We start from the raw sequence: 25,232 nt of genomic DNA, 5'->3' as shown, positions 1-25,232 counted from the left end.
TTTCTTTTTTTGTCATTCGGAAACCCTGATGACAACTTTCCCTTTTGGATGTCCACTCGCTACCAGACGCAAGGCTTCATTTACTTGGTCTAGCGTAAATTCAGTCGGATCGACAGCCGGGATAATATTATTTTCTTCAATAATTTTTGAAATTTCTTGCAGCTGCGAACCCTCAGAACGAACAAATATAAAACGATACTCAATGCTATGTTTTTTAGCTTTTTTATCAAATTTCGCCCCTGCCAGAGCGAACAGCAGTTGTTTCCACTTTGGAAATCCATGGTCTTTTGCAAACTGTTTATTTGGACCTGTTCGCAGGCTCAACAGTCTACCTCCAGGTTTGATGATTGATAATTCCCGATCGAATTCAGCAGCCCCGAGTGTGTCAATGACAAAATCCACTCCCTTTAGAATTTCCCAATAATTTTCTTTTGTATAATCAATGTATTGAGTCGCACCGGCAGCGAGTAGCTGTTCACGAGCAGATGGATTCCCCGATACAATGACATTCAGTCCCATGGCTTTAGCTATCGGAACAGCCATTTGTCCGAAACTCCCTGACCCACCAGGAATGAAGACCGTTTGCCCGGCTTTAGCATTTAGTTCTTCATGCAGGCCTTGATACGCAGTCAGGCCAGTCAATGGTGCAGCCGCCCCTGTAACAAAATCAAGATTCTTAGGCAAATGCCAGATTGCTTTAGCATCCACCGCGACATATTCAGCAAAAGCGCCTATTTTGTCCAACGGTAGTCGTGTATAGACCGTATCGCCTTTCTTAAATCTTGAAACAAGTTTTCCGACCTCAGAAATGACACCGGTCAACTCATTGCCGATCGTTAAAGGCATATCGTAATCTTGAATTAATTTGACGCTGCCAGTGATGTTCAGGATTTCCAAATGATTGACCGCCGCTACCTTTACTTTCACTAAAACCTCGTGATCACCAATCTCCGGGATAGGAATTTCTACAACTTCTGTTTCAATTTTTTTCGAGTATTTTTTGATTTGAACTGCTTTCATATTCATGTCTCCTTTATTTATATACCGATGATGACGCCATTCGAGAACGACCATTCTCAAAAGAGCCAAAAAAATGGATGATCGGTGATTACAAATTTATTTGCTTCTACAAAATTTGTAATCACCATCATCATTGATCGTTTTTCAATATCGATAGCGTCAAATCGATCGTTGACTCCAACTCTTGGGGATCTGACGTCGTTTTCACTAAAACCCTGACACCAATAAGGGCATTATGGATGTAACGTGCGAGTTCGCTGCTATCAAATGAACTTGAAACTTCCCCTCTTGCTTGTCCTCTGATCAACAGATCCGCTATCAAATTTTCAGTCTGCTTAAAAGCGGACTTTATTCTTTGAGAAATTTCATTATCAAGCAAAGACAACTCAACTGCCGTGTTGACCATCAAGCACCCTTTCGGAGAGGCATTATCAGAGTATACGGCCAGTTCAAATATTTTTCTGATGGATTCGACAGTGGTCATCTCTTCTGTAATCTGATTGGTGATTTGAGCAGCGATCAGCGATTCATAGCGTTCCAAAGTTTGTACAAAAAGAGAATGTTTGTCTCCAAACGTATCGTATAAACTCCGGCGATGAATCCCCATCTGATCCACCAAATCCTGGATCGACGTTTTTTCATATCCTTGTTTCCAAAAGATTTCCATCGCTTTATCCAGGGCCTCTTCTTCATTAAATTCTTTACTTCTAGCCAAATTATTTCCCCCTTTCAAAATCCGATTCCGTTTCTAGAATGAACGTTCTCAATACACAATACCACTTCTCATTTAATCCGTAAAGAAAATCAGCTTACCGAAAACCACAAAAAGGAGTGCTCAACTGGTTGGTGAGCACTCCTCTATTAATTTTTTCGCTGTTCTCCGATTAAGCGGCTTTGGCCGGAGTTGGGAATCCGTACGTTAGACTGTTCTCCGGTTGATCGGTTCACACCGGAGAACAGCCCCGGTATCTTCAATCTCCTCCGGCTAGCAGCCCTTCACCGGAGGAGAGCCATCCCCACATCGATACCGAATCTATCCCTTCAACAATCCGCGTTCGCGGTACCACTCATCCGGTGTCCAGACCCACTCGTGGTTTTCTTTTTTCAACAAATCAAATGCTTCTTTTGGTCCCATTGTCCTTGCCGCATACTTCGGAATTTCTTCATTGTCGCTGTCCCACGTTTCGCGGATTGCGTCAATGATTCTCCAGGATTGTGCAACTTCTTCCCAACGCGCAAAGTTGGTTGCATCACCCAAAATAACATCGTAAGTCAGCCGTTCATAAGCTTCCGGCGTATTCTCCATCATTTCGCTGTCGTGGCGGTATTCCAATTTGATCGGCTGCGTATTGAATCCTTGACCGATTTCTTTCCGGTTCATGGTCAAAGCAAAGCCTTCTGTCGGCTGGATGTAGATGGTCAGATCGTTTGCCGGAACATCCTTCTCAGCATCAAACGGATTCACAGGAACTTTTTTGAAAATGATATTGACGCGCGTTCCTTTTTCCGTCATCCGTTTGCCGGTGCGCACATAGAAAGGCACACCCTTCCAGCGTGGATTATCCACCATGAACTTCCCGGCTACAAACGTTTCCGTCCTCGAATCGCTTGCGACATTCGGCTCTTCTTGATAGGCAACAAATCCATCATCACCCAAACGGCCTGCCGCATACTGCGCTCTCACGAAGTTTTCGCGGACTTCTTCCGGTGAATAGACACGCACATCATTCAGGGCTTTAATCTTCGCTGTTTGGATATTTGCATCCGATACGGAAGCTAATGGTTCCATCGCCAGCAAAGACAGTACTTGCAGAATATGGTTTTGGACCATATCTTTCAGGGCGCCGCTATGGTCATAGTAGCCACTGCGTTCTTCCACGCCCAGTTCTTCGGAAAAAGTGATCTGAACATTTTCGATGTACTCACGATTCCACGAGGGTTCAAGGAACGGATTCGTCAAACGGACGGCCAAAATATTTTGGATCATTTCTTTACCCAAATAGTGGTCGATCCTGAAAATATCCTCTTCCGGGAACACTTTTGTGATTTCATTGTTCAATTTTTCGGCTGATGCATAATCCATCCCGAATGGCTTTTCGATGACGACGCGGTTGAACCCTTTGTCCGTCACGATTTGTTGCCCTTTCAGATGCGTCACGATCGGTCCGAAAAATTGCGGTGCCATCGCCAAATAATACATGCGGTTCTGTTCTAAATCATACTTGTCATCCAATTTGTCAGCCAACTCTTTGAGGTGAACATAATGCTCCACATCGGAAACATCATGCGCACGATAATAAAAGTGGCTTAAAAAGGCAGCTTTTTCCGCGTCTGTCGGCTGGAATGATTGAATAGAATCCGAAACAACATCCCGAAAATGCGCGTCGCTCCATTCTCTTCTTGCCGTCCCGATCACTGCGAAACGTTCTGCCAACGCACCGCTTCGAAACAATCGGAAAAATGAAGGATATAACTTTCTTTGAGCTAAATCACCTGTCGCTCCGAATAAAACAATCAATACTGGATTTGTTTTTACCACTCTATCGCCTCCTGCGTTACTTAATATTTCCATAATACCATGATTAGCAGAAAGTTCCTTTACTCTTGGAGAATTTAAACACCTAAAAAATCAAAAACATTTTTAATAAAAGGATGGTTTCGGGAAATCTGTGTTGGGTTCGCTGACGCCCAGGCTTTTGTTTGAATAGATAGCAGGATTTTCAATGATGTCCATGATCAGTCGAGCAACCGCTTGGCGGGCAACTTGGGCGCCGATGAAAGGTTCGCCTTTTTGGCTAACCATATATCTTTCATTGTCTTCCTGATTGTAAAGCCAAGTCAAGCGCAGCAATGTAAAATCAATCCCGGAATCTTCAATGATTTTCGCCGACTCTTTGTGGCGGTTTGTGCCGGTACGGCCGACCATTCTGGCATTCCATTTCCCGAACTCGCCGATCACTTCGTCATAAATCCCAAGAATCGTGGCCGCGATTATTTTGGCAACGCCGGATTTTTTGGCGGCATCCACAATCGTTTGGGTAGCTTCCGGAGAATTCATGTCATTCAGATAAACTATCGCGACACCCTCCATAGCTTCCAGCAACTTAGCGGAATCATTGAAATCCCCATCGACGATCGTGATTCGGCTCGGGTCACTGTTGGCGATTCGTCTGTTCGCATTACGGGCATACAGAACCAATTCTGCATCGGTTTCCTGCAATAATCTGTTGATTAACATTTTTGAGATTTGTCCTGCGGCTCCTAAAATCAATATTTTCATGTCAAATTCCCCTTTTCATATACTCGATATCCTCAGTGTAGACCATGAAGTTCACTCCAAGTCAATCGCAAACTTTCCAATAGAGCTGTTCTTTTCAAATGGACGTCACTGAATTCAAGTTATAAAACGAGAAAAACACCTCCTGATAATCAGGAAGTGCTATTCTTACAGATGTTCTACCTCTTTCATGTGCGCGGGCAGGGCCAGAAATACCGCAACCAACAGAACACTGATCATCATCGCAGGCGGATAGACGGTAATGGCGATAATGAAGCCAATGCCTTTTATCAGCAGATCGATGGTCAGCCACCTTTTCCGGAAGGAAATTTTTCTCCGGAGCACCTCATTTTCAGCATTCGCCTTCACCAGCGAATCGCTCAATAAGATATTGCTTAAAGTGGTCAGCACTACAATGACGCCATACAGCCCTTGGGCAGAGGAATCATCGAAATGATTGCTGACAATCTTCGTCACATAAGGAAAGAGCGATGAGAAGAAGAGGATGGACAGGCTGTACCAAATGACCGGTATGGATATTTTTTTTACGTCCTGCCATTCATTGTGCAAGCCGATCCACATCGTCTCAAATCCAAAAGAAGGAAAGTGTATAGGTCGAATAACTGCCTTACAGCGCCCACAATCCTTGCAAACTGAGGGTCTCCGGTTCCTTCAACTCCAAAACCAGAATAGTCATGATGATAGCCAGAATTGCGTCCGTAAAAGCGATCAATCTGTCCTTATCCATATTCATTTCCCCTTTTGATAATCTTGGTAGATCAAATCTGCTGAAACTTAGCAAGCTTTAATACGTGCTGGCCTCTTGCCGAACAATGATCCATTCCCCGTTCCGTTTTTCAAAATAATTTTTGACTTGAAGTCTCCAAGTGTGCCTTGAGCCATAGATGCGCGCATCCACTCTGCTTTGCCCGATGAAGCTGGCTTTGTTGCCCTCGATCTTGATGTCCTTGATGTTCTCTTCTTTGGTTGAATAATAGCGCATCTGTTCGCTTCTGATTTGTGCAAACCATTCGTCTTTAGTCTGATCATATCCCGTCATATGGACCAGATACATGCCGTCTGCAAGAATGCGATCCAGTTTGTCTATGTCTTTGGCAACCATCGCTTGATTCACAGCGCGGTACAATTCAATAATTTGTTGTTCGTCCATGTTTTTTCCTCTTCTCCTGTTTCTATAGTCGTCAAATCTTTATGATTAGTGCAATTATAGAACTTGGAGTTGACTCCAAGTCAAGAGTAAACGATCAATGACCATTTTTGATGTAACGGGTCAGATAGTGTTGGCGTATGCTTCTTGGCAAATCTGATCATTGTCGGGTAGCTTTCTTCTCTCTCTTCAATAAGAATTATAACGCGTTTTATCTAACATCGCATTCTCTACAACGACACCTACTCGCATTTATTTGAGGGCACTTGGGTCATCCAAACAAGAAATTCCCACTTCCTGATCTGCGAAACACGCAAGTTGGCATAAGGGAAGACTTTATCTTAATATCTCAGGCTTACTTTGTTTACGCAATTAAGTTAAAAATCACTAGTCACACTGTCCAGAAATGTAGCATTTTCTGGACAGTGTTTTTCTTTACCAAAAAAAAGCAATCAAGAAGATTGCTTTTTGAAATATATTAATTTTCTTCGTCATAAACTGGGCTCAATCAATATGGATCTCTCTAATATATTTTGCGGGAACTCCCGCAACTACCGCGTTGTCAGGAACATTCTTTGTGACGACTGAACCAGCACCAACTATCGCATTCTTGCCAACAGTAACCCCGGGCAAAATAGTGGCGCCCGCTCCAATCCAAGCATTACTTTTAATAAGCACGGCTTTTGGAAGCAAGTCTCGCCTCTGTTTTGGGTCTTCCACATGATTAACGGAAACTAATGTGACTCGAGGTCCAATCAATACATCATCCTCAATGTAAATACCACCTAAATCAACAAACATGCAATCCCGATTTATAAATACATTTTCACCAACAAAAATATGACGACCAAAATCAGTTTGAAATGGTGCCTTTATAGTTGATGAAACAGGCACAATTTTTCCTGTAATCTGATTTAACAGTGATTTAGCTGTCGTTCGGTCGTTGGCAGAATTAAATTCTGCCAGTAATTTATCGTTTAAGGAAACCATTTCACTAATAAGTGCAAGCTGCGGATCGTTAGCCACTATTCGTTCTCCATTCAACGCTTGTTGTAAAATTCTTGGTTGCTTCTGATCTGTTACCAACAATTACCCTCCTTCAATATTTGTGCTTTAATTTCTAACTGTACTATAAACGTACTGGTCAAGTATGTCTAATGCTTAAAATCATTATTTTCCTATACCTATTATGTATAGGACGGACGGGTTACCGTTGAACCGACCCTCGCCGGTGAATCAAATCCAGTAACGTTGTTTTTTCTTTGTGAGGCGAGCCTCTCTGGGAAATTCGGATTCATTTGCTTGAACGGCACGCAGAGGACCGGTCTATTTTTCTTGCTCTGCTCCGGCGAAGCAGCCCTAGCCGGAGGACAGACTACATTTCCCCGCCCACCTCCGGTGGAGCGGGCTTCATCGGAGATGACTGTTGTTTTCGGTATTGTCCTCCGGCCAGCCGGTCGCTCGCCGGAGGTACGGGACCCCCACGCCACACACAAAAAAAAAACAAAAACGCCGGTAATGATTCTCGGCGTTTTTGCTTATTCGTTTACTTGGATCTGAAGGCCACGGGGACCGACATTTGTTGAAAAGACTATATGCGTTTTCGTATCGCCGAAGCGTTGTAGGTCGTTAATGAATTCGTCAAGTTCGATAGTGTTGGAATAGTAGACCTTCAATAACATTGAGTAGTCACCGGTAATGCAGTCGCATTCCACGACATTGGGGATTTCTTCGATGTAACGGTAAAAATCTTTTTTATCCTTTGCCGGGACTGCACAATTCACATAGGCCTTGATTAAAAAGCCTAATTTCTGATGGTCCAGAATAGCTTGATAGGTACGAATATATCCAAGGCCTTCCAAATTCTGCAAACGCACAGATACGGAAGGTGACGAAATGAAACATTCCTCTGCAATCTGTTTGACAGTAATCCTGCTGTTTTTTTGCATGATATTCAAAATTTTCCGATCTAATGCATCCATAATGACCCCTCCACCCTAACATTTCTCATCATTTTCTTAATTTTAGTAAGAAATGATAAGAGTTGCAAGGTGGGGCTCACAAGATGTGTCATGCTTTATGACATTTGCTTCTTCCTGCCATCAAAAAATAGGTACACAAACAGCGCTGCCAGTCCGAATCCTCCACAGAAGAGGTACATGACTTGAAACCCGAACACACTGGCGATGATGCCCCAAAGCATTGCCCCTCCGCCGTACGCTACATCCAGAGCTGCCGAGAAAATCGCTATCGCGCGTCCGCGTTCTTGGTCTGAAATACTTTGCAAAACAATCGTATTCATGACCGGCAGCAAACTAGCAAAGCCGATTCCATAAAGAGTAGCCGCTAAAAGAAGATGGACAAGATCATCGGCATAAGCAAGTATCCCAAACGCTGCACTGATACTCAGGATGCTGCCGCAAATCAAAAACGTTTGATTGATGCGATTCATCATACGGGGGAAGAGAAAACGAATCAGAACCGTGATGACCGTCATCACCGTAAAGTAGTAGCCGGCTCCGCTTATATTCTTTTCGATTGCAAACTGCGCGATAAATGCAATCACACCTGAATTCGCGAAGCAAATCAGAAACATGATCAGACTCGGAAAGGTAACGCCTCGATTCTTCATGACGGACAATGCTTCAATCGCTCCGCTCTTCGTCTTTTGTGTTCCTCCAAAAAATAGCGTTCTTGGCGACTCCGCACTCAAGAAAAAACTTAAACCAAAAGCGACACTTGTCAACAATAGCGCCACCCGAAACAAGGCCTGGAATCCGTATGTTTCCACCACCGCCAACCCCAGCAAAGGTCCGATTGCGCCAGGGACTGCTTGGGCGATGCTGAAGTAGCCCAAGCCGACGGATAACTGTTCCTTTGGGATCAAATCCGCCGCCATCGTCGCTGCGCTTGTCGCTTGGATGCTGTTGCCGATGCCTTGGATCAATCGCAGACAAAACAGCATCAGGAGCGTCTGCAGCACATTCAATAAGGCGAAATCGATGAAAAGAATGCCTAACCCGATCGTGAGCAACAGTCTGCGACCATATCGGTCCAATAATATTCCGATCGGCAAGCGGAAAAATAAAGCCGAAATGCCTAAAATTCCTACGATGCTTCCGGCAACCGCTTTAGACCCACCCAGGGCAGTCACGTAGAGGGGTAACGTTCCCATTTGGGTCGTGATTGCCGTCATTGTCAAAAACGTGATGCTGTTGACCAAAAGGAAATCCTTGGTCCAAATCTTGCTTTTTACTTCCGTATATTCCACTTGTCATCCCTCTCAGACTGCTGTTTTGAAACGAACTTGCATCAAAAATTGTTTTGTCCGCTCTTGTTTAGGATCATCAAAAACTTCCGCTGGTGTGCCTGCTTCAACAACTACCCCATCAGCCATAAATACAACTTTATCAGCCACCTCTTGTGCGAATTGCATCTCATGGGTGACGATGATCATCGTTTGACCCGTGTCAGCCAATTGCCTCATCACATTCAACACATCTCCGACAAGTTCCGGATCAAGGGCCGATGTGGGTTCATCGAACAACAGAAGTTCTGGAGATAACGCCATCGCACGGGCAATTCCGACCCGTTGCTGCTGCCCGCCGGATAGTTGAATCGGATACATCCCTGCTTTGTCTGCCATCCCTACTTTTTTCAGGACGGAAGTGGCAATCGTTTCTGCCAGTTTTTTCGGGACTTTCCGGGGTGTAACCAATCCTTCCATCACATTTTGCAGAACCGTCATATGGCTGAACAGTTCATAGGATTGAAAAACCATCGCTGTTTTTCTGGCTATTTCCCGGCTCTGATGCGAACCGATACGACTGAGGTCATATCGAAGGTCGCCGAGTTCATACATGCCTGCATCCGGCCTTTCCAAGAGATTCAAACAACGCAAGAAGGTGGTTTTTCCCGATCCGCTCGGTCCGATAATGCAGACAACTTCGCCTTTATTGATGGTCATACCCACGTTTTTCAATATTACGTTCTTTCCGAAACTTTTTTTCAGTCCTGTTATTTGCGCCTGGATCATCGTCATCTCCTCCTTCCTTTTGGTTCTCAAAGTGAAATCGTGTTGCGCGAACTTCCTGCTGTTATGATATCCCGCGCATTATTCAACGAGGTCTCAACAATTTCTTGCACGGCCAATTCTGTATGGTAGGCAATATGGGGTGTGATCAACACATTCGGGAAGGCCATTAAGCGGGCATAATACGGGTTCTTTTCCCAACCGATGGAAAAATATTTCTCCTCGTCCTCCAACGCATCCAAGGCCGCACCCGCCAGTTTTCCGGTTGCCAAAGCTTGGATAAGCGCTTCGGTGTCGACGATTTTTCCGCGTGCTGTGTTCACAAGACAACTACCAGGTTTCATTTTTTCAAAAGTATCTTCAGAAAAAAGATGCGTGGACTTATCGGATAAAGGAATGTGGATAGAAAGGACATCCGACTCTTCCAACAGTTCTTCAAAAGAAACATAGCTGACTTTCCCTTTCAAGCGCGGATTTTCTTTTGAGCTTGAGGCGATCACACGACCGCCCAAAGCATGGATCCCTTCTGCGACTACAGAACCGATGCGGCCTGTCCCCAGGATGCCGACTGTCACATCCTGCAGTTCCCGACCGATTGTTGTTTTGCGGGATGGATTTGTTTGCAGCACGGTCGGGATATTCCGCAGCACCATCAAAATGGACATGATCGCAAAATGACCGACTGAAGTGGGGCTGTAGGAAGGAACGTTCGTCACTGTCAAACCGTATTTCTGCGCCCATTCGAAGTTGACGCCATCCACCCCTGTTGATTTGATCGACAATTGGTGGATCCCTTGTTCCCGCAGCTTGCGGTAAAGCAGCTCGCTTTGGCGCATTTCCGGACTCGGATACAGGCAGACTCCATCGTGCGGGCCGGCAAAATGGACATTTTCGCTGGATATGCCTTCATTGATGATGGTCACGGGTATTTTGTTGCTGAAACTCCAGCGTTTGATGAATTTTTCTTCGTCAGCGCTGACTCCATAATAAATCAGTCTCATATTTGACCTCCTCAAATCACTTGTTTGTACGATGCGGGTGTCGCTTGTTCCAAAGCTTCACCGATTACTTTGACACCAGCCACGATTTCCGATAGTGTCGGTTTGGTGAAATTCAAGCGGAAATAACGGTCGTAGCCTTCCTGCGCCACGCTCATTATATTTCCCGGGATAACGGCGACTTTGGCTTCGTCCAATGCCGTATAGAATGTCTCCGGATCCAATTCGTCCGACATTTTGCAGCAGATAAAATAGCCGCCGGTCGGTTTGATGAATTGAATTTTGTCTTCAGGCAATGCTTCCAGACCGGCAATCATTGCTTCAAATTTCCCCTTATAATACAGCTTCAACTCCGATACATGTTCTTCAAACTGATGATTCTGCATGAATTCCGCCAACATCACTTGCCAGTAAAAATTGGTGTGGGAATCGGAGACTTGCTTGGCCAAAGCCAGTTTTTCCATGATTGCATCCGGCGCCATAATGAAGCCTAAGCGTGCGCTCGGTGCCAAAATTTTGGAAAACGAACCCGCGTACATGACGCGCCCATCCGTATCCATTTCCTTCAGCTTCATGATCGGATCGCCGTAGTACAGGAGATCTCCGTAAGGGTCATCTTCGAATATCAGCACATCATATTTTCGGGCCAAGCTGTAGATCGCTTGGCGTTTTTCCAGAGGGATCGATGTTCCCAATGGATTTTGGAACGTGGGAATGAGGTAGATGAACTTGATGCGCTGATCAAAACGCAACAGCTCTTCCAGTGCTTCCAAATCGACGGATTCTTCTGAGACGTTCATCGGGATCGGTACAGGAATGGCTCCGTATCCTTTGATCGCATTCACCGCCCCTGAAAAGGTTTGTTCTTCGCACAACACGACGTCTCCCTCATCACACAGGACTTTCACGGCGATATCCATCGCTTGAGTGGAACCCGATGTAATCAACACCTGTTCTTCGTTATGAAGATTAGCGGTTGCCGCCAACCGTTCTTTGACCAGCTTACGCAATAAGGGATAGCCTTCGGACGCGCCATATTGCAAAAATGTTTCCGGATCGACTTCCGTGTATAATTTTTGCGAAATTTTTTGGAGTGTCTCCATCGGAAAAGCTTCCACCGGCGGAAAGCCGTAAGCAAATGAAATCACATCTTTAAGCTCCATGTTTTTACTTGCATTCTCCCGTAAAGGGGATGATTTCAGTTCCTTCATACGATTTGCGAAACGATATCCCATCTGTTTTCCTCCTCTATCTAGCCATTTGAGTTGTGAAACGGGCCAAAAAGGCTTTGGTCCGCTCTTCTTTTGTTTGTTCAAACACTGCTTTGGGTGACCCTTGTTCAACCACTAGGCCGTTTTCCATAAAGACGATTTTGTCCGAGACTTCATAAGCGAATTTCATCTCATGCGTCACCAGCACCATCGTTGCGCCAGTTTCTGCGATGTCCCGCAGGAGCGTCAGCGTTTGTCCGACCAATTCCGGATCCAACGCTGAGGTCGGTTCATCGAACAAGATCACTTTGGGATTCAGCGCCAAGGCACGCGCAATTCCGATGCGTTGCTGCTGGCCACCGGATAATTGGCTGGGATAAAAATCTTTGCGTTCTGTCAGTCCCACTTGTTCCAACAAGGCATCCGCCACTTCGTACGCTTCCTGCTTGGTTCTTTTTTTCGTCAGCAACAGCGGCATCACGATGTTTTCGCGCGCTGTCTTGTTATGGAACAACGCATAATTTTGAAAGACCATCGCGGTTTGGCGTTGATGCGTCAAAATCTCTTTTGGATTCGCTTTGTTAACGATCGTTTCGGTCTCTCCCAGGAGAATGCTGCCTTCATCTGCCCGTTCCAAAAAATTCAGACAGCGGAGAAAAGTCGTTTTGCCGGAACCGCTTGGCCCCAGAAGGGTTACAACTTCCCCTTTGGCGACATCCATATCGATGCCTTTGAGGACTTCCTGCTTGCCGAAGCGTTTGTGGATATTGCGTACTTCCATCATAAAATCGCCCTCCTCAATTTACGGGTCATGCGCTGTTCAAGGATTTGCGCACCTTTCTCGATCACCAGACTGATGCCCCAGTAGATAACCGCAACCGCCACATAGGCTTCCAGGAAGCGGTAGTTTTGCTGGGCTGTGATCTTCGCGGCTGCAAAGACATCGACGACACTGACCATCGAGGCTAAGGATGAAGCCTTAATCAAGCTGATCAATAAATTGCTGAACATCGGTAATGAAATCGGGATTGCCTGGGGAAGCAGCACCCGGCGGATTGTCTGCAGGTTGGTCATGCCCATCGATTTGGCGGCATCGAACTGGCCTTTTTTGATAGCCGCGAAGGCACCGCGGAAAATCTCGCTGCTGTTGATCGTGGCCAACAGACTCAGTGCGGAAATGGCGATCCAAACCATGTTGAAATCCCTGAACCGCAGCGACCAGTTCATGGATTCCGACCAAACATCAAACTGTTTGGAAGCGATCAGGTAAAGCGCGAGAATAATCAATACCATCGGAATGCCTTTCAACAAAGTGACAACCACTTGGAAAAACTGGCTCAGTCCTTTGATGCGATACAGCCGGATCAGCGCTATCCCTAACCCTAAAATAACGCCGATGATGATCGCTGTGATGGCCATGAATAATGTTGTGCCGATGTATTGGCTTGCTACTTGCAATGATTGGATCATCACCTCAAATTTGAAACTCATGGCCCTCATCCTTTCTTATTCTGGAACGTAATCACCATCTAGATATTCTTCGGAAAGTTCTTTAATGGTTCCATCCGCTTTTAATTCCTCTAACGCTGTATTCACGGCATCAATGAAGGCTTGGTCGGTTTCTTTGTTGAACAGCAGGTATGCATCTGAGTTGTGGACTGGTTCACTGCCGATCGCTAAATTTTCGCTGAAGGATTTGTTCCAGTTGTCGACTTGATATTTCGGCGCTAAGCTCGCGTCCACTGCTCCGGAAGTGATTGCTTGGACAATCTGCTCATTGTTATATTCGCCATAAACCAATTCGAAAGCACCCGGGTTTTCTTCTAAATAGGTTTCAGCCATTGCTGCTTGGTTCGTCGCAGTTGTGGCATAAACTTTTTTCCCGGCAAGATCGTCGAAGGACTCATAAACCGCTCCTGCATCCGGATCCGAAACGATGTACGTATCCCACACTACGTAACCGACATCCCCATAGACGAATTTTTCTTGGCGTTCTGCGTTCACTTCATATTCATAGGCCGCCATCTCAACTTTGCCGCTCTCCAGATTCGACAAAGTTGTCGGGAAGTCCGCACCTTCAAATGTGAACGTGTACTCCGTCAGTTTTTCATCAATGGCTTTCACTACAGCGACATCATAGCCATCGTATTCGCCATTTTCATCCAAATAAGCATAAGGCAGAGCTTCATTCCCTGTACCTACTTTGATTCTCTGTTGCCCCGCTGTCTGCGGCGCTCTCGGTTTCAGCAGAGCCGCTGCCGCATCCAGCCAAGATAACCCCTGCCATCAATAAACTTGCTCCAAAACCCACTGTTGATTGTTTCATAATAATTCCTCCTTCAAATTTGTCTCGATTTTTTTAACCTTTTTGATTTGAACCTCTTTATTTTTAATAAGTAATAATCTTGGTAGTTGGAATGACGATTTTTTTGCTTCTGTGAAATTCATCCGTTTCTCCAACACGTCAAAGACTCTTTCAAGAATAATGCTCAACGTAATGAACAGAATTGCCGCGCCAACGTAGCCTTCCAACGTGTGGTAGGTCACGGCACCAATGGCCCGCGCTTTTCCTACCACATCCACGATTCCGATCGTAAATGCCAAAGATGTATCCTGCAACAACGCGACGGTCGTTGTGCCAAACGAGGGTAACGCCACGACAACAACTTGCGGAAGAATAACACGCAGGTACATTTGCGACTTCGTCAATCCACAAGCGATGCTTGCTTCTTTCTGTGTAATGGGTACGCTCAAGATTGCGGCCCGGATGGTTTCAGATTGAAACGCTGCGGTATTCAATCCATAGGTAATGTAGATGAAAATAATTTTGTCCCATGATGACACATCAATTTGGATCGCCTGTAAGAGGCTGGGCACACCGTAATAAACGATGTATAGCTGGACTAGAATCGGCGTCCCGCGAATAAAGGAAACAAATACTGCGGCTAGTTGATTCAATATCGGTATTTTTTCCACCCGTATGAACGCAATAAAACTTCCCAACACCAAGCCTACAAAAGTCGCAATGCCTACAATCAACAATGTCACGGGCAACGCACTGAGAATTTTAGGAAAAAATTCCCACACTAGATCCCAACTAAAGAAACTTGACATTTTATTCCCTCCTCTCACATTTCGTTAAATTCATTACTGTCAGAACTTTCTGAACTTCTTGAATTTCCAATAGAATACCTTACTATCCGCTGCTTCCACAATATGTTGTGCCTTCTTGATACTTTAATTCGTAAATATCGTGCTTTTGATTATGAAAATAAAAAATGAAGCGTAACCATGGTTAGATTATTTTGTGAGAAAAGTGGGAGGGGGATTGCTATCTTTGCAGGACAACCGGAGAATCGGGTTCGTTTTTCCTGCTCTTCTCCGGTTGCCGGCTCCTCGCCGGAGATCCGATCCCATTTTGACCGCCTCCTCCGGTTGCGCGGTCCTCATCGGAGATGAGGATCCATTTTCGGTGTTGATCTCCGTCGAAGGGCCCTTCGCCGGAGGTGAGGCCCTTTTCAAATTTCAGGTTTAAAACCAAATCTACCGGAAAGTGCAAAAAAGAACCGAAAACGTCAGTACATCAACGTTTGCGGTTCTTTATTAGTGTATTATCCCACTGACCCTTCCATTTCATAAGCAATCAGTCTGTTCAACTCGACTGCGTACTCCATCGGAAGTTCTTTGGTGAATGGCTCCACGAAGCCCATGACGATCATTTCGGTCGCTTGGGACTCGCTGAGGCCACGGCTCATCAGGTAGTAAAGCTGCTCTTCAGAGATTTTGGAAACTTTCGCTTCGTGCTCCAGGGAGACTCTACCGTTGTGGATTTCGTTGAACGGGATTGTGTCAGAAGTGGAGATGTCATCCATGATGATCGTGTCGCATTCGATATGCGAGATTGATCCTTCCGATTTCTTGCCGAATTTCACTTGTCCGCGGTAGTTCACTGCCCCGCCGTCTTTGGCGATCGACTTGGAGACGATCGAGCTGGACGTGTACGGTGCGTTGTGGATCATTTTCGCGCCGGTATCCTGCAGTTGGCCTTTGCCGGCGAATGCTACGGAAAGCATCGTTCCTTTGGCGCCACGGCCGTTCAGGAAGATACTTGGGTATTTCATGGTCACTTTGGCACCCAAGTTGCCGTCGATCCATTCCATGGTCGCATTTTCCAGGGCTACTGCACGTTTCGTAACCAAGTTGTAGACGTTTCCGGACCAGTTTTGGATGGTCGTATAGCGGCAGTAAGCATCCTTCTTCACGATGATCTCAACGACTGCGGCATGCAGGCTGTCAGCGGAATAAGTCGGTGCAGTACAGCCTTCAACATAGTGGACGCTGGCGCCTTCGTCGACGACGATCAACGTGCGTTCGAATTGGCCAGAGCCTTCGTTGTTGATACGGAAGTAAGTCTGCAACGGCACATCGCATTTGACACCTTTCGGCACATAGATGAACGTACCTCCGGACCAAACGGCCGAATTCAAGGCTGCTTGGAAGTTATCTGTCGGTGGTACAACAGTGGCGAAATGTTCCTTGAAGATTTCCGGATATTCCTTCAGGGCTGTATCTGTATCGGTAAAGATGATGCCCAATTTCTCGAACTCGTCCTTCATGTTGTGGTAGACGGCTTCCGACTCGTACTGGACCGTTACGCCGGCCAAGTATGCACGTTCGGCTTCAGGAATCCCGATTTTTTCGAAGGTTTCCTTGATTTCGTCCGGCACATCATCCCAAGTCCGGGCAACTTTATCGGTGGCTTTCTGGAAATAGGTGATGTCATCGAATTGGAGAGTGGATAGATCCGGCCCCCATTTCGGCAACCCTGCTTTTCTGTAGGCTTCCAATGATTTCAGACGGAAATCCAGCATCCATTCCGGTTCATCCTTTGATGCGGATACTTCCCGGACGATTTCTTCCGTCAGTCCTTTACCGGTGGAATAGATGATTTTTGCGTCGTCATGAAAGCCAAATTTATAATCGTCAACTACTGGTACTTCACTCATACAATCTCTCCTTCATGCGGGGATTCCGCTTGTTCTTCCCCTTTTTCTTTTTTGTCCTGGATAATCGCTCTTTCCAAAGCCTTCCAAGCCAAAGTGGCGCATTTGATGCGGGCAGGGAATTTTGCGACGCCGTTCAGGACGATCGCTTCGCCAAGGTGTTTTTCATTCGGCTCGATTTTATCCTGGACCAGCAGGAAAAATTCTTCCGCCAAAGCCACTGCTTCTGACTTCGTCTTGCCGATGACAACGTCGGTCATCATGCTGGCGCTGGCTGTGCTGATGCTGCAGCCGTGACCGGAGAATTTCGCGGCCGTGATCGTGTCGCCGTCCATCGCCAATTGCAGTGTGATGACATCGCCGCAGGTCGGGTTGTTCAACTCGATCTGTTCGTCGGCGTTTTCCAAGGTGCCGTAATTGTGCGGGTGACTGGAGTGGTCAAGAATGACATGGCGGTATAGGTTTTCTAGTTTAGATAAAGCCATCTTTGAAAAACTCCTTTATTTTATGCAAGGAGGCGATGAATTGATCGGCCTCTTCGAAAGTGTTGTAGAAATAGAAACTCGCCCGGGCTGTCGAGGATACGTCCAAATAACGCATCAACGGTTGCGCGCAATGGTGGCCGGCGCGGACAGCGATGCCTTCCATGTCGAAAGCCGTAGCCAAGTCATGCGGATGGATCCCTTCCAGGTTGAAAGTGATGACACCCGTGTGCTTTTCCGGATCGGCAGGACCGTAGACAGTGATGCCTTCGATCGCCTGCAGTTTCGGCAGTACGTAGCGCACCATTTCCTTTTCATAGGCTTCGATGGCATCCATGCCGATCGCTTCCAGATAGTCGACGGCAGCTCCAAGGCCGATTCCGCCGGCGATGTTCGGTGTGCCCGCTTCGAATTTCCAAGGCAGGACACTCCAAGTGCTTTCCTGGTCATAAACGAAATCGATCATTTCGCCGCCGAATTCGACTGGCTCCATCTTTTCAAGCAAGGCTTCCTTGCCGTAAAGCACGCCGGACCCGGTAGGACCGAGCATCTTGTGGCCGCTGAAAGCGTAGAAGTCGGCATCCAATGCCTGCACATCGACTTTCATGTGCGGCGTCGATTGGGCGCCGTCCACGACGATGTAGCCGTTGTGCTGGTGGATCAATGCGGCCAGTTCCTTGATCGGGTTAGTGACTCCCAACACGTTCGAGGAATGGCAGACCGACAGAATTTTGCCTTTTGCTGTGATGACTTCCGCCGATTTTTCGACATCGACGAAGCCGTCTTCTGTTAGCGGCAAGTAGACCAATTTGGCCTGTTTGCGTTTAGCCAACTGTTGCCAAGGAACCACGTTGGAGTGGTGTTCCATCGGCGTGATGTAGATTTCATCGCCTTCTTCGACGATCAGATCGCCGAAGCCGACAGCAACCCAGTTCAGGCCGGTTGTCGTGCCGCGGGTGAAAAGGACTTCCTTTTCTGAAGCGGCATTGATGAAGCGGCGCAGCTTTTCGCGGGCGGCTTCGTAAGCTGAAGTCGCGCGTTCCGCCAACGTATGCACGCCGCGGTGGATATTGGCGTTGTCATGCTCGTAATAGTGTTGGATGGCTTCCAGCACCTGTTTCGGTTTTTGGGAAGTGGCCGCATTGTCCAGATAAATCAGCGGCTCGTCGTTTACGGTCTGGAAAAGGATCGGGAAGTCTTGTTTGATTTTCTTTGCATCGATCAAAGTTTCATCAACTTCCTTTCGATCATCTCCACCAAACCGTCACGGATTTCTTTGACCGGGATGGCCGCGATGACCGTACCCAGGAATCCGCGGATGACCAGACGTTCTGCTTCTGCCTTAGGGATACCGCGGGAAAGAAGATAGAACATCTCTTCCGGATCGACGCGTCCGACGCTGGCGGCATGGCCGGCTGTGACGTCGTTCTCGTCGATCAACAGGATCGGGTTCGCATCCCCTCTGGCGTTATCGGACAGCATCAGCACGCGGCTTTCTTGCTGCGCATCTGCACCCTTCGCGCCTTTGATGATGTGGCCGATGCCGTTGAAAGTCAAAGTCGAACGGTCCATGATGACCCCGTGCTGCAAAATATGGCCGATCGAGTGCTTGCCGTAGTTCGTGACGCGGGTATCGATGCCTTGCACTTGTCTGCCGGTGGAAACAGCCACGACTTTGATTTCACTGTGGGAGCCTTCGCCGATCAGATCGGAATCGAAATCGGAGATGACATTGCCATCGTTCATGACGCCGATCGCCCACTCGATGGAGGAATCTTTCAACAGGTGGCCGCGGCGGTTGATGTAGACGGATGTGTTTTCGCCCAGCGTGTCGACTGCCGAAAATTTGACTTGCGCGCCGGTTTTCGTGATGACTTCGACGATGATGTTGGCGCTGTTCTTTTCATTGCCTTCAGTTTCATAGCGCTCCACGTATTTGACGGAGCTGTTCACGTCAGCGACCAAAAGCACGTGTTTGACGAAGCTTTCCTTCACATGGGAGTTTTGGATGAACAGAGCTTCCAACGGCTCTTCGATGACGACGTTCTTCGGCACATAAAGGAAGACGCCGCTGTTCATGAAGGCTGTGTGGAAAGCAGTAAAACGATCTTCTTCCGGTTTCACGGCTGTCGTCATATAGTATTCTTGGACCAGTTCAGGATAATCCTGAGCGGCTGTGTATAAATCGGTGAAAATGACGCCTTGATCGATCAAATGCTGCGGTAATTGCTCCATCAGCGTCACATTTCCGTATTGTACGATTTTCGGTGTGTCGCCCAAATCATATTGGAGACCTTGGCTGTTCACCAATTCCTCGCCGTATGCACCGGCGGAGATGGTCGTTTCAAACAGCGGCCAACGGTGGTAGCTGATGCGTTCCATCAATGGTAAAGCCAGCTCTTCGTATTTTTCAAGCCATTTCAAACGTTTATTGCGCATCCATTCCGGTTCTTCCTTTTCAATGGAAAACAGGCGAACCGCATCCAACAAGGACGTTTTTTCTTCGTTCAGCATGTGACGTCCTCCTATTCTTCATCCAATTGGATATCTAGACCTAATTCGTCGCGGATACCGCGGTAGCCTTCCGCTTCCAGACGTTTCGCCAAGCTGGCGTCGCCGGATTTTACGATGCGGCCGTCCATCATGACGTGGACGAATGTAGGGTGTACATAATTCAAGAGACGTTGGTAGTGGGTGATGATCAGGACGCCGAAGTCAGGACCGGACATCAGATTGACGCCTTTGGAAACGACTTTCAGAGCATCGATATCCAAACCGGAGTCGATTTCGTCAAGAATCGCGAATTTCGGTTCGATCATCATCAGTTGCAGGATTTCGTTGCGTTTCTTTTCTCCGCCTGAAAAGCCTTCGTTCAAATAGCGTTCGGCCATTTCTTCCGGCATGTTCAGGATTTCCATTTTTTCGTCCAATTTCTTGATGAAGTTCATGACCGAAATTTTGTCGTCTTCCGGGCGGCGGGCATTGATGGCTGCGCGCATGAATTCAGCGTTTGTGATGCCGGCGATTTCGCTCGGATATTGCATCGCCAGGAACAGGCCTGCGCGTGCGCGTTCGTCGACTTCCATTTCCGTCACATCTTCGCCGTCCAAGAGAACTTGGCCTTTTGTGATTGTGTAGCTCGGATGACCCATGATTGCTTGTGACAAAGTCGATTTACCTGTACCGTTCGGCCCCATGATGGCGTGGATTTCACCGGTGTTCATCACCAGGTTGACGCCCTTCAAAATTTGTTTATCCTCAATGGAGACATGCAGATCTATTATTTCTAAAGTAGACATAAATTAACTCCTCACAATCTATATATTTTAATCGAACCTACATTATTGACACTACGACTATTTTAACCCAATTGAAAACCTTTCGCAATGGAATCATTATGAAAACCCCATTAATCAACGATACTTCTTTTCAATTTATAATCATTATAAACTATCGACCGATTTTGTCCACTCATAAGAACGATTCTTTCCCATATTCACGATTATGATGTAAAATGATGAAAATCAGCCAAGAAAGAAAGGAAGACATCATATATGAGACCATTGATCGGCATCACCGGCAACCAATTACTGGAGGCTGTCCCTGCTTTCTCAGGAATTTCCGTCGCCTACACACCCATCGGATTCGTGAAAGGCGTACAGGCCGCGGGAGGTAATCCTTTGATCATTCCCATCGGCGCCCCCGAAACGGCAGCCGACTATATCGCTAAAATCGACGGACTGCTGCTGACTGGGGGACAAGATGTTTCCCCAAATTTTTACGGCGAAGAACCGAGCCTGCACATCGGCGCGACCTTCCCTTTGCGCGACGACTTCGAAATGGCGCTCGTGGAGGAAGCTTTGAAACAGAAGAAACCGATCCTGGCCGTCTGCCGCGGCTTGCAGATCCTGAACGTTCAGATGGGCGGCAGCTTATATCAGGACCTTGCGCATGAATATCCGGATATGCGCATCCAGCATGTACAAAAGACCGACTTCAAATATGCGACCCACTCCGTCATCGTGATGGAAGGCAGCCACCTCCACGAACTGGTCGGTGAAAAACTGTCGGTGAATTCCTTCCACCATCAAGCGTTGAAAGTTGTTGCCAAAGGTTTGCAGCCGGTCGGATACAGCCCTGATGGTCTTGTTGAAGCCGTTGAAGCGACTGATCCGGAACAAAGCATCCTCGCCATCCAATGGCACCCGGAGACGATGATACCGGAAGCTAAAAACATGCGTCTGTTCTTTGAGGATCTGGTCGCGCGGGCTGCGCGCTAGGAGGATTTCGGTTTTCGGATTCGGGTCTCGGGTTTCGGGTCACCAGCTCCGGCGAGGGAACCTTGGCCGGAGTTGGTGGCGGAATAGTTTCGCGTCCTCCGGTGAGGAAACGTTCGCCGGAGGATCGCACAGGATAATCCGTTTTCCTCCGGCTAAATCCCTCTCACAGGAGAAAAGAACAGTTCCTGGCCGGCTCCTCCGGCCGACCCGGCCTTCGCCGGAATACAATTGAACATCAAAAAGGCAAGCACTCGGACACGATGTCCGCATGCTTGCCTTTTCATCTTTTCACATTCTTCTAAAGTCCGGATTCGTTCGGCAAAGCTTCGAAAGCTTCAGCAGATACATCCGTCAGCTCGACGATCCAGTTCATTGTTGCATCGGTGCTGTTCAGATTCTCCGGATTGTTTTCCAGTGCTTCGTTGACTGCCGTAATCGTGCCGGCAAATGGAGAAGCCAAGTCGGTCATCGCTTTAGCGGCTTCGACGCCGATCAGCGTATCGGTCGTTTTGATTGCGCCCGTTTCAGGAAGATCGATGAAGCTGACTTCGCCCAGATCGTCCTGGCCTTTTTCGGATAGGCCGACGATGTATTTGTCCGCTTCCTTTTTGATCCAGAAGCCGTTCTCACTGTATTTCACTGTATTTTCAGTCATGTTTTTCCCTCCTTCGCTTATTTCCAGGTCGTGCTTAATTTTTCTTCGTCGTGGCCGACCGTGATCTGCGTGCCGTCCGTTACGAATGGCCGGCGGATCAGCATGCCGTCCGATTCCAGCAGGTCAAGCGCTTCTTCAAGTTCCATGCTGTCGAGTTTGTCCTTCAGTTGCATTTCCTTGTACAGATTCCCGCTCGTGTTGAACATACGGCGAAGCGTCAAATTGCCGGATGCGATTGCTTGGCGGATGCTTTCACGATCGGGACGCTCTTCGCGGATGTCCTTCAATTCGTAGGCGATGCCTTCTTCGTCGAACCAAGTGCGCGTTTTTTTGCAGGTCGAGCATTGGGGATGTTGGTAAATTGTGATCATATAAGTGCCTCCTTGGGTTTAGATTCAGATTCCGAAATGTTCGTCCTCTTCCGAGAACATGTAGCTGCGGTAATGGTAGCGCATGGACATGACCAGTCCGATCCCCAGCATATTGCCGAGGAGAGCCGAGCCACCTTGCGAGATGAACGGCAACGGTATACCGGTGATCGGCAACAACCCGATCGTCATGCCAATATTTTCCAATACGTGGAACAGGATCATCATGATGACGCCTGTCGCCATGTAGGCATAAAATTCATTTTTCGTGTCAAAACAGATGCGGATCATTTGGTAAATCAGCAGAAAATAGATAAAAATGAGAAAACAACCGCCGATGAAACCGAAATTCTCGCCGATAGTGGAAAAGATCATATCGGAGACGCGCACCGGCACGTAGACTTCGGAAACGCCGAGGCCTTTGCCGAACAGTTTGCCTGATCCGATCGCTTTCATGCTTTGCGCCAATTGATAGGCGTCCCCGGTACTGTCACCAAACGGGTCGAGCCAGGAATCGATCCGGGCGAATTGGTAATTCTGGAAACCGAAATTCAGGAGCACTTCGCGGTTGTAGACGACTAAGTAGATAAGCAGCGATCCGATGGCACCGATCGTCCCGAATACAGGCAGCAAAATTTTCCAGGAAACCCCGGAAAGGAACGTCATGCCGATGATGATCGCCAGAAAAACGAGTGTTGTACCGAGGTCGTTCTGCAGGATGACCAAAAGGAGCGGCGGCGCCGACCACATGGCGATCTTCAGCAGCAGGTTCATGTCGGTCTTTTCGGTCCGGTCATCAATCTGCATATTGTGCTCGGTGATGACCCGCGCCAACATGATGATGAGCGCAACTTTCACGACTTCGGACGGCTGAAAAGTGACCCCACCGAAGCGGAACCAACTTTTTGCCCCTTGGAGATAGTAAGTATTGCGGTCATAGAAGATCAGGACCAGGAACAGAAGCAGGATGCCGGCCCCATATGCGATCGGGGCAACTTTCCAAAGTTGTTCAGAATCGAAATGCATCACGATGGCGGCGGCGATGATGCCGATACCATACCAGACGATCTGCATGATGGTCGTACTGATGTCACCATCCGTCTGCAGGACGGTCGTTGAATAAATCGTCAGGACGCTGATGATGGCCAGAAGGAATACGGACAGGATAATGCCGTAATCGATCTTCGAAACATCCGCATTCTGCGTAGTTTGTTGATTTCGCATGATTAAATCCTTTCTTTCAAAAACAATAGGCGTGCTATCCTTTCATTATATAGAAACTTCGCGCAAAAAAAAAGGCGCCGAGGTTTAAAAAAACCTAAACCTCTTTGCCCTGTCTTTCTGGATTCGATCATATGTCTGCCTGTTTGTTCGTTTGGATACGCAGTTTTTTACGGATCAGACGCCGTTTCAGAGATTGCTCGTTGACACTCAGCGCCAATGCGTTCTTCGAATAACGGATTAAGTAGCGGCTCTCTTCCTTCAGCGCGACCGGCAACGGCTGGAAGTAATGGTACAGCATCACATTCAAGAAGCCACCAAGAATCAGCACCGTTCCCATCAGATACAACCACAACAGCAACGTGATCACGACCCCGATCGCACTGTTACCGCTGGCCTGATTGCCGGCGACACCGACATACAAGGAGAACAGCTGCGAAATCAAGAGGAAGCCGATCGTTGCGAACGCTGCACCCGGTAGCGAATATTTAAATGACCAGCGCACATTCGGCACCACGTAATAAATGACTGTCATGATAATGGCGATGATCAAAAAGGCAACGATCCAGCGAAAATTTTCGAAGGCTGTGATGAAGTCCAACTGGATGGACAAAAACTCTTCGAAGAAATCCCGGATATACCTGCCGAACATGAACAGGAAAGCGACAAACGCAATCATGGCGACAAGCAGAAAGGCGATCACGAACGAAAAGATTCTGTGGACGATGAAATTTTTCCGCATCTTCGTGTTGTACACTTGATTCAAAACGTTCTGGAAGACATTGAATGCTTTCGACGCCGTCCAGATCGACAGCACTAGTCCGAATGAAACGACCCCACTGCTGCCACTGTTCAAGTATTGTTCCAGTATCGGGGTGAGTGTATTGCTGACTTCAAGCGGTAGGGCCATCTCCACGTAGGAGAGTACCTGCTCCCGCGGCAACGGTAATAACGGGATGATGTTCCCCAGCAACAACAGTGTAGGAAGCAGCGCCAACAAAACATAGTACGCCATCTCAGCCGACTGTCGCCCGATTTCCATCCGGCCCCAATGTTGCTGGAAAAGGACCATGATTTGGCGAATTTTTGGATTCTTGATGTATTTTCTTAATGCGTTCATTTGCTTTTTCCTCCCGCCAAGATCTATAGCTTAATCATAGACAAAAGCAGCTAGGAATGCCACCGAAAAGCATTGATTGTTCGATTCACCCTAGTTGCTCCGTCAGCGCCGGCGAAGGCGGCCCTTGCCGGAGATGAAGATCCCGATAAAATGTCACCTCCGGCCTGCTCGGCTTCGCCGGAGGTCGGCCCCCGGATAACGACTCTCCTCCGGCCATCATTCGCTCGCCGAAGCTGGTCGCCAGCACGCATGCTGTTCTCCGCGGAGCGACCCGCTCACCGGCGCTAGCGTTTTCCGCCGGCGATGGCGGCCCTTGCCGGAGATGAATATCCCGATAAAATGTCACCTCCGGTTGGCTCGGCTTCGCCGGAGGTCGGCCCCCGGATAACGCCTGTC

General features: G+C 47.6%; 28 protein-coding genes. 1 reads left to right on the top strand and 27 read right to left on the bottom strand.

Translation table 11 applies throughout. The features are described from left to right. Positions 1 to 12: 12 nt before the first annotated feature. The 23 genes from TES5_RS06930 to sufC all read right to left on the bottom strand — a co-directional run bounded on the left by TES5_RS06930 (position 13) and on the right by sufC (position 20,491). On the bottom strand, positions 13 to 1,020 hold the full coding sequence (locus TES5_RS06930; protein WP_068561130.1) for an NADP-dependent oxidoreductase: 1,008 nt from the start codon (positions 1,018 to 1,020) through the stop codon (positions 13 to 15). Positions 1,021 to 1,150: 130 nt separating this feature from the next. Next, the gene (locus tag TES5_RS06925; RefSeq protein ID WP_068561129.1) at positions 1,151 to 1,735 is read right to left on the bottom strand and encodes a TetR/AcrR family transcriptional regulator; all 585 of its coding nucleotides are present in this window, start codon (positions 1,733 to 1,735) and stop codon (positions 1,151 to 1,153) included. 318 nt (positions 1,736 to 2,053) lie between these two features. Then, positions 2,054 to 3,592 carry a glucose-6-phosphate dehydrogenase gene (gene zwf, locus TES5_RS06920; RefSeq protein ID WP_068561128.1) on the bottom strand — a complete coding sequence of 513 codons (1,539 nt, stop codon included), beginning with the start codon at positions 3,590 to 3,592 and terminating at the stop codon, positions 2,054 to 2,056. Positions 3,593 to 3,661: 69 nt separating this feature from the next. Next, positions 3,662 to 4,300, bottom strand: coding sequence for an NAD(P)H-binding protein (locus tag TES5_RS06915; protein WP_068561127.1), 639 nt, complete (start codon positions 4,298 to 4,300; stop codon positions 3,662 to 3,664). Positions 4,301 to 4,465: 165 nt separating this feature from the next. Next, the gene (locus TES5_RS06910) at positions 4,466 to 4,879 is read right to left on the bottom strand and encodes a hypothetical protein (RefSeq protein ID WP_232309308.1); all 414 of its coding nucleotides are present in this window, start codon (positions 4,877 to 4,879) and stop codon (positions 4,466 to 4,468) included. A gap of 46 nt (positions 4,880 to 4,925) precedes the next feature. Further along, complete coding sequence (locus TES5_RS15550; protein WP_232309307.1) at positions 4,926 to 5,045, bottom strand: DUF1211 domain-containing protein; 120 nt, start codon at positions 5,043 to 5,045, stop codon at positions 4,926 to 4,928. 57 nt (positions 5,046 to 5,102) lie between these two features. Continuing rightward, positions 5,103 to 5,468 carry a nuclear transport factor 2 family protein gene (locus tag TES5_RS06905; protein ID WP_068561126.1) on the bottom strand — a complete coding sequence of 122 codons (366 nt, stop codon included), beginning with the start codon at positions 5,466 to 5,468 and terminating at the stop codon, positions 5,103 to 5,105. 501 nt (positions 5,469 to 5,969) lie between these two features. Continuing rightward, entirely contained in the window at positions 5,970 to 6,551 is a 582-nt protein-coding gene (locus tag TES5_RS06900) for a sugar O-acetyltransferase (protein WP_068561125.1), read from the bottom strand. A 452-nt stretch (positions 6,552 to 7,003) separates the two neighbouring features. Then, on the bottom strand, positions 7,004 to 7,447 hold the full coding sequence (locus tag TES5_RS06895) for an Lrp/AsnC family transcriptional regulator (RefSeq protein ID WP_068561124.1): 444 nt from the start codon (positions 7,445 to 7,447) through the stop codon (positions 7,004 to 7,006). Between the two features lie 95 nt (positions 7,448 to 7,542). After that, positions 7,543 to 8,736, bottom strand: a complete 1,194-nt coding sequence (locus tag TES5_RS06890) for an MFS transporter (RefSeq protein WP_068561123.1) — start codon at positions 8,734 to 8,736, stop codon at positions 7,543 to 7,545. A gap of 12 nt (positions 8,737 to 8,748) precedes the next feature. Beyond that, positions 8,749 to 9,501 carry an amino acid ABC transporter ATP-binding protein gene (locus TES5_RS06885; protein ID WP_068561122.1) on the bottom strand — a complete coding sequence of 251 codons (753 nt, stop codon included), beginning with the start codon at positions 9,499 to 9,501 and terminating at the stop codon, positions 8,749 to 8,751. Between the two features lie 26 nt (positions 9,502 to 9,527). Further along, positions 9,528 to 10,499, bottom strand: a complete 972-nt coding sequence (locus TES5_RS06880; RefSeq protein WP_068561121.1) for an NAD(P)-dependent oxidoreductase — start codon at positions 10,497 to 10,499, stop codon at positions 9,528 to 9,530. An 11-nt stretch (positions 10,500 to 10,510) separates the two neighbouring features. Beyond that, the gene (locus tag TES5_RS06875; protein ID WP_068561120.1) at positions 10,511 to 11,731 is read right to left on the bottom strand and encodes an aminotransferase-like domain-containing protein; all 1,221 of its coding nucleotides are present in this window, start codon (positions 11,729 to 11,731) and stop codon (positions 10,511 to 10,513) included. A gap of 13 nt (positions 11,732 to 11,744) precedes the next feature. Continuing rightward, positions 11,745 to 12,491: an amino acid ABC transporter ATP-binding protein gene (locus TES5_RS06870; RefSeq protein ID WP_068561119.1), complete on the bottom strand. Its 747-nt coding sequence runs from the start codon at positions 12,489 to 12,491 to the stop codon at positions 11,745 to 11,747. Beyond that, positions 12,488 to 13,198 (bottom strand): amino acid ABC transporter permease, encoded by a 711-nt coding sequence (locus tag TES5_RS06865; RefSeq protein WP_068561118.1) that lies wholly within the window; start codon positions 13,196 to 13,198, stop codon positions 12,488 to 12,490. The genes TES5_RS06870 and TES5_RS06865 overlap by 4 nt, the downstream gene beginning before the upstream one ends. 15 nt (positions 13,199 to 13,213) lie before the next feature. Next, on the bottom strand, positions 13,214 to 13,873 hold the full coding sequence (locus TES5_RS06860) for a transporter substrate-binding domain-containing protein (RefSeq protein WP_232309306.1): 660 nt from the start codon (positions 13,871 to 13,873) through the stop codon (positions 13,214 to 13,216). 19 nt (positions 13,874 to 13,892) lie between these two features. Beyond that, complete coding sequence (locus TES5_RS15545) at positions 13,893 to 14,033, bottom strand: hypothetical protein (protein WP_232309305.1); 141 nt, start codon at positions 14,031 to 14,033, stop codon at positions 13,893 to 13,895. Continuing rightward, positions 14,030 to 14,821 (bottom strand): amino acid ABC transporter permease, encoded by a 792-nt coding sequence (locus tag TES5_RS06855; protein ID WP_068561117.1) that lies wholly within the window; start codon positions 14,819 to 14,821, stop codon positions 14,030 to 14,032. The genes TES5_RS15545 and TES5_RS06855 overlap by 4 nt, the downstream gene beginning before the upstream one ends. A gap of 497 nt (positions 14,822 to 15,318) precedes the next feature. Continuing rightward, positions 15,319 to 16,713: a Fe-S cluster assembly protein SufB gene (sufB, locus tag TES5_RS06845; protein ID WP_068561115.1), complete on the bottom strand. Its 1,395-nt coding sequence runs from the start codon at positions 16,711 to 16,713 to the stop codon at positions 15,319 to 15,321. Next, complete coding sequence (gene sufU / locus TES5_RS06840) at positions 16,710 to 17,195, bottom strand: Fe-S cluster assembly sulfur transfer protein SufU (protein ID WP_068561114.1); 486 nt, start codon at positions 17,193 to 17,195, stop codon at positions 16,710 to 16,712. Before sufU ends, sufB begins: the two co-directional genes overlap by 4 nt. Then, positions 17,182 to 18,417 carry a cysteine desulfurase gene (locus TES5_RS06835; RefSeq protein WP_068561113.1) on the bottom strand — a complete coding sequence of 412 codons (1,236 nt, stop codon included), beginning with the start codon at positions 18,415 to 18,417 and terminating at the stop codon, positions 17,182 to 17,184. The genes sufU and TES5_RS06835 overlap by 14 nt, the downstream gene beginning before the upstream one ends. Continuing rightward, entirely contained in the window at positions 18,414 to 19,706 is a 1,293-nt protein-coding gene (gene sufD, locus TES5_RS06830; protein ID WP_068561112.1) for a Fe-S cluster assembly protein SufD, read from the bottom strand. Before sufD ends, TES5_RS06835 begins: the two co-directional genes overlap by 4 nt. Before the next feature lie 11 nt (positions 19,707 to 19,717). Continuing rightward, positions 19,718 to 20,491, bottom strand: coding sequence for a Fe-S cluster assembly ATPase SufC (gene sufC / locus TES5_RS06825; RefSeq protein ID WP_068561111.1), 774 nt, complete (start codon positions 20,489 to 20,491; stop codon positions 19,718 to 19,720). 255 nt (positions 20,492 to 20,746) lie between these two features. Here sufC and TES5_RS06820 point away from each other — a divergent pair, with 255 nt between their 5' ends. Beyond that, entirely contained in the window at positions 20,747 to 21,472 is a 726-nt protein-coding gene (locus tag TES5_RS06820; protein WP_068561110.1) for a gamma-glutamyl-gamma-aminobutyrate hydrolase family protein, read from the top strand. Positions 21,473 to 21,770: 298 nt separating this feature from the next. Here the strand turns inward: TES5_RS06820 and TES5_RS06815 are convergent, their stop codons facing one another. The 4 genes from TES5_RS06815 to TES5_RS06800 all read right to left on the bottom strand — a co-directional run bounded on the left by TES5_RS06815 (position 21,771) and on the right by TES5_RS06800 (position 24,836). Then, positions 21,771 to 22,127: a glycine cleavage system H family protein gene (locus tag TES5_RS06815; protein ID WP_068561109.1), complete on the bottom strand. Its 357-nt coding sequence runs from the start codon at positions 22,125 to 22,127 to the stop codon at positions 21,771 to 21,773. 17 nt (positions 22,128 to 22,144) lie between these two features. Then, entirely contained in the window at positions 22,145 to 22,498 is a 354-nt protein-coding gene (locus TES5_RS06810) for a Spx/MgsR family RNA polymerase-binding regulatory protein (RefSeq protein WP_068561108.1), read from the bottom strand. 24 nt (positions 22,499 to 22,522) lie between these two features. Next, positions 22,523 to 23,719 (bottom strand): FtsW/RodA/SpoVE family cell cycle protein, encoded by a 1,197-nt coding sequence (locus TES5_RS06805; protein ID WP_068561107.1) that lies wholly within the window; start codon positions 23,717 to 23,719, stop codon positions 22,523 to 22,525. 127 nt (positions 23,720 to 23,846) lie between these two features. After that, entirely contained in the window at positions 23,847 to 24,836 is a 990-nt protein-coding gene (locus TES5_RS06800; protein WP_068561106.1) for a YihY/virulence factor BrkB family protein, read from the bottom strand. Between the last annotated feature and the right edge of the window lie 396 nt (positions 24,837 to 25,232).

Source organism: Trichococcus sp. ES5 (assembly GCF_900067165.1).
Lineage (GTDB): Bacteria > Bacillota > Bacilli > Lactobacillales > Aerococcaceae > Trichococcus > Trichococcus flocculiformis.
This window is presented reverse-complemented; position numbering and strand designations above follow the sequence as displayed.

Excerpts from the sequence above, each read along its gene's own strand:
- sufC (WP_068561111.1), bottom strand. The coding sequence starts at position 20,491 with ATGTCTACTTTAGAAATAATAGATCTGCATGTCTCCATTGAGGATAAA.
- TES5_RS06805 (WP_068561107.1), bottom strand. The coding sequence starts at position 23,719 with ATGCGAAATCAACAAACTACGCAGAATGCGGATGTTTCGAAGATCGAT.
- TES5_RS06800 (WP_068561106.1), bottom strand. The coding sequence starts at position 24,836 with ATGAACGCATTAAGAAAATACATCAAGAATCCAAAAATTCGCCAAATC.
- TES5_RS06815 (WP_068561109.1), bottom strand. The coding sequence starts at position 22,127 with ATGACTGAAAATACAGTGAAATACAGTGAGAACGGCTTCTGGATCAAA.
- TES5_RS06820 (WP_068561110.1), top strand. The coding sequence starts at position 20,747 with ATGAGACCATTGATCGGCATCACCGGCAACCAATTACTGGAGGCTGTC.
- sufB (WP_068561115.1), bottom strand. The coding sequence starts at position 16,713 with ATGAGTGAAGTACCAGTAGTTGACGATTATAAATTTGGCTTTCATGAC.
- zwf (WP_068561128.1), bottom strand. The coding sequence starts at position 3,592 with ATGGAAATATTAAGTAACGCAGGAGGCGATAGAGTGGTAAAAACAAAT.
- TES5_RS06855 (WP_068561117.1), bottom strand. The coding sequence starts at position 14,821 with ATGTCAAGTTTCTTTAGTTGGGATCTAGTGTGGGAATTTTTTCCTAAA.
- TES5_RS06910 (WP_232309308.1), bottom strand. The coding sequence starts at position 4,879 with ATGTGGATCGGCTTGCACAATGAATGGCAGGACGTAAAAAAAATATCC.
- sufU (WP_068561114.1), bottom strand. The coding sequence starts at position 17,195 with ATGGCTTTATCTAAACTAGAAAACCTATACCGCCATGTCATTCTTGAC.
- TES5_RS15545 (WP_232309305.1), bottom strand. The coding sequence starts at position 14,033 with ATGAAACAATCAACAGTGGGTTTTGGAGCAAGTTTATTGATGGCAGGG.
- TES5_RS06870 (WP_068561119.1), bottom strand. The coding sequence starts at position 12,491 with ATGATGGAAGTACGCAATATCCACAAACGCTTCGGCAAGCAGGAAGTC.
- TES5_RS06865 (WP_068561118.1), bottom strand. The coding sequence starts at position 13,198 with ATGAGTTTCAAATTTGAGGTGATGATCCAATCATTGCAAGTAGCAAGC.
- TES5_RS06875 (WP_068561120.1), bottom strand. The coding sequence starts at position 11,731 with ATGGGATATCGTTTCGCAAATCGTATGAAGGAACTGAAATCATCCCCT.
- TES5_RS06905 (WP_068561126.1), bottom strand. The coding sequence starts at position 5,468 with ATGGACGAACAACAAATTATTGAATTGTACCGCGCTGTGAATCAAGCG.
- TES5_RS06895 (WP_068561124.1), bottom strand. The coding sequence starts at position 7,447 with ATGGATGCATTAGATCGGAAAATTTTGAATATCATGCAAAAAAACAGC.
- TES5_RS06810 (WP_068561108.1), bottom strand. The coding sequence starts at position 22,498 with ATGATCACAATTTACCAACATCCCCAATGCTCGACCTGCAAAAAAACG.
- sufD (WP_068561112.1), bottom strand. The coding sequence starts at position 19,706 with ATGCTGAACGAAGAAAAAACGTCCTTGTTGGATGCGGTTCGCCTGTTT.
- TES5_RS06880 (WP_068561121.1), bottom strand. The coding sequence starts at position 10,499 with ATGAGACTGATTTATTATGGAGTCAGCGCTGACGAAGAAAAATTCATC.
- TES5_RS06930 (WP_068561130.1), bottom strand. The coding sequence starts at position 1,020 with ATGAAAGCAGTTCAAATCAAAAAATACTCGAAAAAAATTGAAACAGAA.
- TES5_RS06885 (WP_068561122.1), bottom strand. The coding sequence starts at position 9,501 with ATGATCCAGGCGCAAATAACAGGACTGAAAAAAAGTTTCGGAAAGAAC.
- TES5_RS15550 (WP_232309307.1), bottom strand. The coding sequence starts at position 5,045 with ATGGATAAGGACAGATTGATCGCTTTTACGGACGCAATTCTGGCTATC.
- TES5_RS06915 (WP_068561127.1), bottom strand. The coding sequence starts at position 4,300 with ATGAAAATATTGATTTTAGGAGCCGCAGGACAAATCTCAAAAATGTTA.